At 41.8% G+C, this 8,043-nt stretch carries 9 protein-coding genes; 6 read left to right on the top strand and 3 right to left on the bottom strand.

Annotated elements, in window-relative coordinates:
- Positions 1 to 17 precede the first annotated feature (17 nt).
- On the bottom strand, positions 18 to 1,208 hold the full coding sequence (locus AC805_RS11300; protein ID WP_055075535.1) for a LeuA family protein: 1,191 nt from the start codon (positions 1,206 to 1,208) through the stop codon (positions 18 to 20).
- 817 nt (positions 1,209 to 2,025) lie between these two features.
- Here AC805_RS11300 and hisS point away from each other — a divergent pair.
- From hisS to AC805_RS11325, 6 genes are all read left to right on the top strand, one after another.
- Complete coding sequence (hisS, locus tag AC805_RS11305) at positions 2,026 to 3,291, top strand: histidine--tRNA ligase (RefSeq protein WP_055075536.1); 1,266 nt, start codon at positions 2,026 to 2,028, stop codon at positions 3,289 to 3,291.
- A gap of 179 nt (positions 3,292 to 3,470) precedes the next feature.
- A complete protein-coding gene (locus AC805_RS11310) occupies positions 3,471 to 3,944 on the top strand; it encodes a DUF29 domain-containing protein (protein WP_055075537.1) in 474 nt (157 codons plus the stop codon).
- A gap of 61 nt (positions 3,945 to 4,005) precedes the next feature.
- Positions 4,006 to 4,131 (top strand): hypothetical protein, encoded by a 126-nt coding sequence (locus AC805_RS27130; RefSeq protein WP_269433571.1) that lies wholly within the window; start codon positions 4,006 to 4,008, stop codon positions 4,129 to 4,131.
- 196 nt (positions 4,132 to 4,327) lie between these two features.
- The gene (locus AC805_RS11315; protein ID WP_055075538.1) at positions 4,328 to 5,347 is read left to right on the top strand and encodes a hypothetical protein; all 1,020 of its coding nucleotides are present in this window, start codon (positions 4,328 to 4,330) and stop codon (positions 5,345 to 5,347) included.
- A gap of 124 nt (positions 5,348 to 5,471) precedes the next feature.
- Positions 5,472 to 5,732, top strand: a complete 261-nt coding sequence (locus tag AC805_RS11320) for a hypothetical protein (RefSeq protein ID WP_055075539.1) — start codon at positions 5,472 to 5,474, stop codon at positions 5,730 to 5,732.
- Positions 5,716 to 5,961, top strand: coding sequence for a hypothetical protein (locus AC805_RS11325; RefSeq protein ID WP_055075540.1), 246 nt, complete (start codon positions 5,716 to 5,718; stop codon positions 5,959 to 5,961). The genes AC805_RS11320 and AC805_RS11325 overlap by 17 nt, the downstream gene beginning before the upstream one ends.
- Positions 5,962 to 6,028: 67 nt before the next feature.
- On the opposite strand, the gene AC805_RS11330 is transcribed toward AC805_RS11325, so the two are convergent.
- Positions 6,029 to 6,679 carry a metallophosphoesterase gene (locus AC805_RS11330; protein WP_055075541.1) on the bottom strand — a complete coding sequence of 217 codons (651 nt, stop codon included), beginning with the start codon at positions 6,677 to 6,679 and terminating at the stop codon, positions 6,029 to 6,031.
- A gap of 388 nt (positions 6,680 to 7,067) precedes the next feature.
- Positions 7,068 to 7,691 (bottom strand): lysozyme inhibitor LprI family protein, encoded by a 624-nt coding sequence (locus tag AC805_RS11335; RefSeq protein WP_055075542.1) that lies wholly within the window; start codon positions 7,689 to 7,691, stop codon positions 7,068 to 7,070.
- Positions 7,692 to 8,043: the final 352 nt, after the last annotated feature.

Here is an 8,043-nt window from a genome sequence, read left to right on the forward strand (position 1 = left end):
TCTTTTCGGCTTAACTACTACAAAATACCGATCATCTCATTGATTGATTGATTAATTGAGGAACAAGATTCCACAATCAAAGGTAATTCTCTTTCAATATTGATTGGCGTTCCTCGCTTTGATATCTCTTTAATTTCCTTTAGAATTTTGGCAACTAAATCGCGATCGCCAATTAATTCTGCGCGATCGATCTGTTTGAGCGCGAGGGAGATGGCACTGATTCCCGATTGCATTCCTAAGGCAATATCGCTTTTAATGCCTAAATTTTGGGGATCGAGGCTTTGATAAAGACTCTCATCTTTAGCGATCGCGCTGACATGAACGCCTGCATAGTGAGTAAAGGCATTTTTACCCACCAAAGGATGGTGCGGGGAAATTGGAATGTGGGAATGCTGGCTGACTAGACAATATAACTCTTTTAAATGTTCTAGTTGCCAATGGTTCTCTTCTGGATTGATTTCGATTAAGTTGGCAAGAATTGTTCCCATATCGATAATTCCCGCACGTTCGCCGATACCCATAACGCTAACATCAATGATATCGGCTCCCGCATGGTAAGCATCTAGCCCATTAGCTAAAGCCAAACCGCGATCGTTGTGGCAATGGACTTCAATTTTGGGGTATAGATGGCGAGCGGCGAGGGCTTCTTTGATGGTTGTGACATAGCGAGCAATACACCGTTGAGGATGGAAGGGAGTGGCGTAACCAGTTGTATCGGCAATGCTGATAATATTTGCGCCTGCTTGGACGGCAGCACTGGCGGCGGCGATCGCATTTTCTATGGGCGATCGCACGGTATCTTCGGGAGTATAGCGAATGATCAGATCTGGTTGTTGGATTCTTGCATAGCTAATCACTTCTACAATCCGTTCGATGGCAGTCCCTAAACTGATCGCGTAATCCTGCTCCAAGCGTTTTTGCGAAATACCCAAAAATACCCCCAAAAAGTCAATGTCACAATCTAAGGCTTTTTGGACATCCTTTAATCGACATAGGGAATGAGCGCCAATTTTTGCTTTTAGCCCCGCCTTAGCAATATTGGTAATCGCTAGGGCAATTTCTGGATCTACGGCAGGGTTACCAACTTCGATAATATCAATCCCAATGCGATCTAAAAGCTGGGCGATCGCCAACTTGATGGTAGGCGAAAAATAAACCCCTGGAGATTGTTCTCCTTCCCTGAGTGTCGAATCAAGAATTTGGATCATTTGAATAATTTAATAATTATGATTTAGTAACTTATTACGGTTCTCAAGCAGTCGGAAATGGTGTGAAGAACGTAAAACTCATGCCCCATCAAGAGCTGAGATTCTACCATTGTTTATATCAATATTAAAACACGCTCTTATGGCTCAATTGATGTTTAAAACATCAAGAAATCTAGGGGTAACCTATAAATTACTCCTACAAATAATGGTAGATCTCAAAATTATCAACTGCCTAAAAGTATGGCAAGGACTATATTGAAAAAGTTTCCTGTAGTTTAGCTCCTTACGATTTGTAATAACTAGTTTTTAATAAATTCTCACCCTCCGTTTGGGTTAGATTCTAACAACATAGATTGGTTATTACAAGTGTCACCGCAACACAACATAAAACCCTAAAAGATGAGTGGCAGTGCGGAGCGCTGCCACCCATCTTTTAGGGTTTATGTCCTCAACAGGCTTTTCATTGCTATAAAAGAGACAGAAAAGTTGATACTCCCTTCCCAGTGAAAAATTAGACGTTGCGGCGCTTCGCGCCGCAACGTCTAATTCTTGGTTTTTAATGTCTAATTTTATAGCGGGAAGGGAGTAAGTAGCTTGGCATAATTAAAAACAAAAGCTTAAACCTGTAGCGTACGCGCAGCGTGCGCTACAGGTTTAAGCTTTTGTTTTTAATTAACGTTTCTGGTGGGTTGCGCTTCTGATTTGGCGATCGCAAAATCTAAAAACTAGGCGAAATTGGGGATGGTTCCTAATTTTTAGATTTTCATGGGCAGAAATTCTGTATTCTGGAATAACATCATAGACTCTATTTGTATCCATGACTTCACTTCAGGTCACTCGCGGCACTCGCGATATCCTTGCTCCCGAAATTTATTACTGGCAACAGTTAGAAACCGCCGCAAGACAAGTTCTCACCCAAGCTGCCTATACCGAAATTCGCACTCCGATTTTTGAGGCAACGGAGCTATTTGCGCGGGGTATTGGTGAAGCTACGGATATTGTGGGCAAAGAAATGTATACCTTTAACGATCGCGGCGATCGTTCTTTGACTTTGCGACCTGAAGGCACGGCGGGAGTAGCCCGTTCCTATATCGAAAACAAGCTATTTGCTCAGGGTGGGGTACAGCGACTGTGGTACAAAGGTGCGATGTTTCGTTACGAGCGTCCCCAAGCTGGTCGTCAGCGTCAATTTCACCAGTTAGGTATCGAGGTGATTGGTAGTGCCGATCCGCGTGCTGACGCGGAAGCGATCGCGATCGCCAGTGATTTTTTACAGGCTGTCGGTCTAACTGACCTTGTTGTTGATATTAACTCGGTGGGGAGTTCTGAAGATCGGGTAGCCTATCGCGCTGCCCTTGTGGAATATTTCACTCCTTTTGTAGAAGAAATCGATGCCGATTCTCGCGATCGCCTCACGCGCAATCCTTTAAGAATTCTCGATAGTAAAGACAAGCGCACGCAAGAAATCTCTCAAGATGCGCCGAGTATTCTCGATTATTTAAGTCCAGAATCTCAACAGCATTTCGAGCAAGTTCAAAATCTTTTAACGGATCTCCATATTGCCTATCGCATCAATTCGCGGCTCGTGCGGGGATTGGACTACTACACTCGTACTGCTTTTGAAATCCAGTCCAATCAACTCGGGGCACAGTCGGCAGTCTGTGGCGGTGGACGCTACGATCGCTTGATTGCCGAACTCGGTGGCGCGGATGTGCCTGCGGTGGGTTGGGCGATCGGTTTAGAGCGTTTGGTCATTCTCATGCAACAGGTTGCCGAACAAAAACAAGCAGCGATCGATTTCTATGTGATTTCGCGAGGCGACCAAGCGGAAGCGAAGTCTCTATCCATTGCTCAAACTCTCCGCAAGGCAGGATTTACAGTGGAACTCGATCTCAGTGGTGCGAAGTTTGATAAGCAATTCAAACGCGCTAGTAATGCTAACGCTAAAGCCGCCGTTGTCATCGGTGATAGCGAAATCGAAGCAGGACAAGTCCAAATCAAATGGCTAGAGTCGGGCGATCAAGAAGCATTAGCGATCGCCGATCTCAGTGACAGCTTTGAGGCGCTGAGACAAAAGTTGTAGTTATACCAATTCACTGAAGTGATCCAACACTTCAGTGAATTAAAAAACAAACTCAGTAAGGTTTTGAGATTCCCAAAATGGCGTTGCCATTTTGGGAATTGGTATTAGAGATGAACGGTTTACATAACTGTTCATCAATCAGCATTTGCTATACTTGCAGTGAGATTTGCCTAAAGATTATGACTGCTGCTTTAACCAATCCATTTCAGGCTGCCACTCATAGCTCATTGTATGAGCAGGATTATGCTCTGTGGTTAGAGCAAGCAGTCGATTTGTTGCGATCGCAGAATTTTGCAGAGATAGATATTGAGAATTTAGTTGCAGAACTTGAAGGAATGGGTGGCAGTCAAAAGCAAGCGATCGAAAGTAATTTAGAAGTTTTGCTGATGTATCTTCTCAAATGTAAATATCAACCAGAAAAGCGTTCTAATAGTTGGCGCTATACGATTATCGAACATCGCCTCAGATTGCACAAAGCCTTTAAACATAGTCCTAGCTTGAAGCGATATTTTTTGCAGGAGTTTGCTGATTGCTATCTAAATGCAAGGAAGTTAGCCAGTGCCGAGACAGGATTAGCGATCGCTACTTTTCCAATGGAGTCTCCCTTTACTCCTGAGCAAACTTTAAATGAAAATTTTTTGCCTGAAGGGTAGTTGTTGTTTTTGTAATAGCGATTGATCTCAGTGACAGTTTTGAGATGTTGAGACAAAAGCTATGAATCATAGCAAGTTTTTCTATCTGTCATTCAATGGTGGTAAGCTATTGACGATTTTAACTGACACAACACTTACTCTCACGATCGCACTTAACGAGGTCGAGGATGTAGCGCGATCGCTTTAGTATCTGAGCCAATGGAATAAGCGCCTGTATAAATCTATGCCTAAGAAATCTTTTGAAAGCAAATATCCGAATATTTCTCGGTGGGTTAATCAAGAGAATGTACATTTCATACCAATCAAAAAGACACAAAAACGTCCAGTGCCAGCCTGTTATAATAGTCATTATTATATATAAGTTATGCGGAGGGGATTAACAGATGTTAATCATAAAGTTTAAGAACTCTCTATTAATTCTTCTTCTTCTCCTTCAATCATGTAATAGCAAAGCTTCCAATCCAACAACAAATTCCATTCATGTTCCTCAAGTATCTGCCCCTAAAATACCAGAGAGCATAACTAAACCTACCGTTAAACCATTACCCCAAACCAACAAAATTTATCCTTGGGATTTTCAAGTTGGGCTGGAGAAAATCGATCCAAATTTGCTGGGAGAGGGTAGTAAATTACAGATCTCATACATAAAAGAATCTGAGACATCACCTAAAGGACATTGTTATTACGAAGCCAATTATCCGCAAATATCAGGATTAAAAGATATTAAGCTTCAGGAAGAAATAAATTATAAGCTGTGGGTACTGATAACGAAACAAGCATACGGAAGCTTTCAAAATGGACTGAATAACCAATCTTCAATTTGCAGTAGATCGGAAGAGTTAGGGGCTGATTCCCCATACCGAAGAGTCACTTCTACTATTGAACGATGTCGAGTTACGTTCGCTAGAGGAGCGCTGGTAAGTTTGGTCTGTGAAGAATGGCACGCCCCAGGAGCCTATCCATTAATTTATCAACGCGGGGCAACTTTTAATCTCGAAACAGGAAAGATGTATCTTATTGATGATTTATGGAAATCTGATGTCAATTACGAAAGCGACATTGAGCCTTTCATATATACCATTAAAACACTAAAAGATATAGACGGTACAGAGATTGTGAATATATCGGCAGCACCTGGGAAGGCCCGATTTGGACAATTGAAAACCAATGGTGACTTTTATCTAGCAGATCAATGCGAAAACCGTGAAAATACTCTTCCTCCATTCATTACTCCACCAGATCTATCCAAAATGACTTGCATCATCTTTGTGAAAACTGGGTCGGGAATGGAAAGAAATCTTAATCTCAGCATAACAACCGCAGAGATTGCGAAATTTCTTAATGCAGAAATCGATGAAATTGCTAACACAAAACAATTCTCTGAACTGTTAAAGCGTGATTGATGTATTTGTGTCTTCTTGATCGTCATGAAATGTCCGTTTCAGAACCTATCCCACATTAGCTGACCAGTGCCATAATTTCACAGGCGATTAGACGCATCACACTATAAATAGTTATTTAAGCCTAATGATTATAAAAATTCAGTTGAGGGCAAATCCCATGAATATTAAAGAACTAATCTACGCCGAAATCAACAAAATTGAAGAAGACAACCTTGATGAGCTATACCAATTCGTCAAGCAACTTGCAAACGCCAAATCCGCCACCAAACCTAAAACAGGCATCTTAAACAAACTCAAACGAATCAAAATTCAAGCCCCAGTTGACTTTGCCACTAACATTGACCAGTACATGAGTGGAGAAAAGAACCTTGACAATATTCATTGATACTTCATTCATCATTGCCCTCATCAACGAACGCGATCAATATCACACACAGGCGCTAGAAGTTCTCACCTTCGATCAACATTTTGCACAAGCAGGATTCCAGATCCTTTGGAGCGATCGCATTGTAGATGTGGTGATAGGCGATCGCCCTATCTCAAATTCCCATTATTTCCCAAAGTACCAACTTTATCGATATGAGACGAACATTTCAGAGCCTACACTACATTAGCGAACCCGTTGCCCAAACAAGCAAAGCTTATCAATTATGGGGGTGATTTTAAGCTAACTTGCTCTTTCTACTGCATTCTAACGGGGTTGCCGCTACTAACTAAATTCTTCTCTTGGAAATCATAGAACTGTACAAACCCAGTTCTAAAATTAGCGATAGAAATACATGGCTCATGGTTTGCGGAAAGCGTCCCAGCATTGATGACAGTTAAATTCTCAAACCTTCGTACCATACGGCGATGGGTATGACCATTGACCACAAACTTGTATTCTTGGTTGGCAATTAAGCTGTGTAATTCACCTATAACTTCTAACGCATAACCATAATCATCTGGAGTCAAGCGTTGCATATCATTCTCACCCAAACCATGACATAGAAGTAACCGACCCGTAATAGTTTCAATTACTTTAGTATTTGGAAGCGATCGCATAAATATGTGGGATGTATCGCTAATATCAGCCCACTGCGTAGCTTTCGATGAATCCCTCATGACACCCTCAGCAAACCATCGGTCGTGATTGCCTCGAACTGTCACAACTTCTGCTTGTTCGAGCAGTTTACAACAGCGATCGACATTTCCCCGACCATCGACTATATCGCCTACACATAGGATCTTCTCTACTTGAGTCATTTGAAAAAAATGAAGCGCTATTTCAAGATAATCTGCTTCCGCATGAACATCCCCAATCAGTCCAATCTCTTCAAAACACATATTCATTATTTAATAGCCCTTCTCATTTCGCCTGATCGGAATTTAATTCTTAAATGATTCTTCTATCTTGCCATGAGCGCGATCGCGAAAAATATATTAGTAGCTTTTACATAATGATCGTTCTGTTTTCCAATTAGCTATACAATTACTAAATATTGCCTCAGATTGTACAAACTCTTCTAACCATAGCCGTAGCTTGAAGCAATATTTTTGTAAAAGTTTGTGGATTGTTATCTCAACGTCAGAAAATTAGCCAATAACGAAACAGGATTGGCGATCGCTAATTTTTCCATCGAATCTTCCTGTATATCCGAATTAATTCTTGGATAGAGAGAAACACTTCATCTCAAACCCCAAAAACATGAGTGGATGTACGAAGTGCGTCCACTCATGTTTATCGCTTGCTCATCATGGCTTCGAGTTGGAGTAACCGACTTTCGGCTAGCCGATCGCGACATTGTTTTACCGATGACGATTCGGTAAAACGTAGGGAATCAAACTGGCAATGCTGAGCTTGGTAGATTTGCCATAACTTCTGACTGGAGGAGTCTTTGAGGTTTCTTTGACTTAATATTTTGGCAAGCCGTTGGGCAGTTTCATCTGGTTTAAGTTGAGAGTTGCTTTTTCCTTGCAGATCGGCAATGCGATCGTTGGTAACGTTAGCCAGACAGCTAGAATAGATCAGGGGATAAATGGAACCGCCCTTAAAAGGTGCGCTCGATTCCTGACAATGGGTATCGCGATAGGAAGTCCAAGTTTGTTCGATCGCTTTGAGTTGGCTTTGTCTAGCTTCGGGAATTTGCCTGTAAACTTCATCATAAATAAGCGATCGCAAGAAATCAGCAGTTTTTGCCCATCGCGAAGCACAGATATTTAATGCCATTTGGGTATCTCCTTCACAGGCAGGAGGAACGACTCCAAACTGCTTAGAATTGGCGATGGTTTGGGATGTGGCGGGAGCGACTGCCATATAAGTCGAACTGAGGGCGATCGCGAGGGTATATAAAATCTTTTTCATTCTTAATTATCCCGATGAATATCCCAATTAAAAAACAATTCATGAGCCATTCTGAGCCCATTATCTCATATAGCAACGTGAGGTTTGATTAGGACAAACCCAAAAGAGTGTTGCCGCGCGGAGCGCGGCAGCACTCTTTTAGGTTTGATACCAATTCCCAAAATCTTACTGGGGTTGTTTTTTTATTCACTGAAGTGAGCCAACACTTCAGTGAATTATGCCCTGATACAGTTGATGGCAGCTATATATAGTTGTTTTAAATAACTTGTAGACGGGCTTCGACTTCGCTCAGCCCTCGGTGTAAGCTAGCTGAGCGAAGTCGAAGCTGTAGTTTTTATTTGAATTATCTATA

Origin of the sequence: Pseudanabaena sp. 'Roaring Creek' (genome assembly GCF_001402795.1) — a bacterium.
In the GTDB taxonomy this organism is placed as follows: Bacteria; Cyanobacteriota; Cyanobacteriia; order Pseudanabaenales; family Pseudanabaenaceae; genus Pseudanabaena.

Bases quoted from the DNA above. Each gene is read 5' to 3' on its own strand.
- AC805_RS11320 (WP_055075539.1), top strand. From the start codon at position 5,472: ATGATTATAAAAATTCAGTTGAGGGCAAATCCCATGAATATTAAAGAA.
- AC805_RS11335 (WP_055075542.1), bottom strand. From the start codon at position 7,691: ATGAAAAAGATTTTATATACCCTCGCGATCGCCCTCAGTTCGACTTAT.
- AC805_RS11330 (WP_055075541.1), bottom strand. From the start codon at position 6,679: ATGAATATGTGTTTTGAAGAGATTGGACTGATTGGGGATGTTCATGCG.
- AC805_RS11300 (WP_055075535.1), bottom strand. From the start codon at position 1,208: ATGATCCAAATTCTTGATTCGACACTCAGGGAAGGAGAACAATCTCCA.
- AC805_RS11315 (WP_055075538.1), top strand. From the start codon at position 4,328: ATGTTAATCATAAAGTTTAAGAACTCTCTATTAATTCTTCTTCTTCTC.
- AC805_RS11310 (WP_055075537.1), top strand. From the start codon at position 3,471: ATGACTGCTGCTTTAACCAATCCATTTCAGGCTGCCACTCATAGCTCA.
- AC805_RS27130 (WP_269433571.1), top strand. From the start codon at position 4,006: ATGAATCATAGCAAGTTTTTCTATCTGTCATTCAATGGTGGTAAGCTA.
- hisS (WP_055075536.1), top strand. From the start codon at position 2,026: ATGACTTCACTTCAGGTCACTCGCGGCACTCGCGATATCCTTGCTCCC.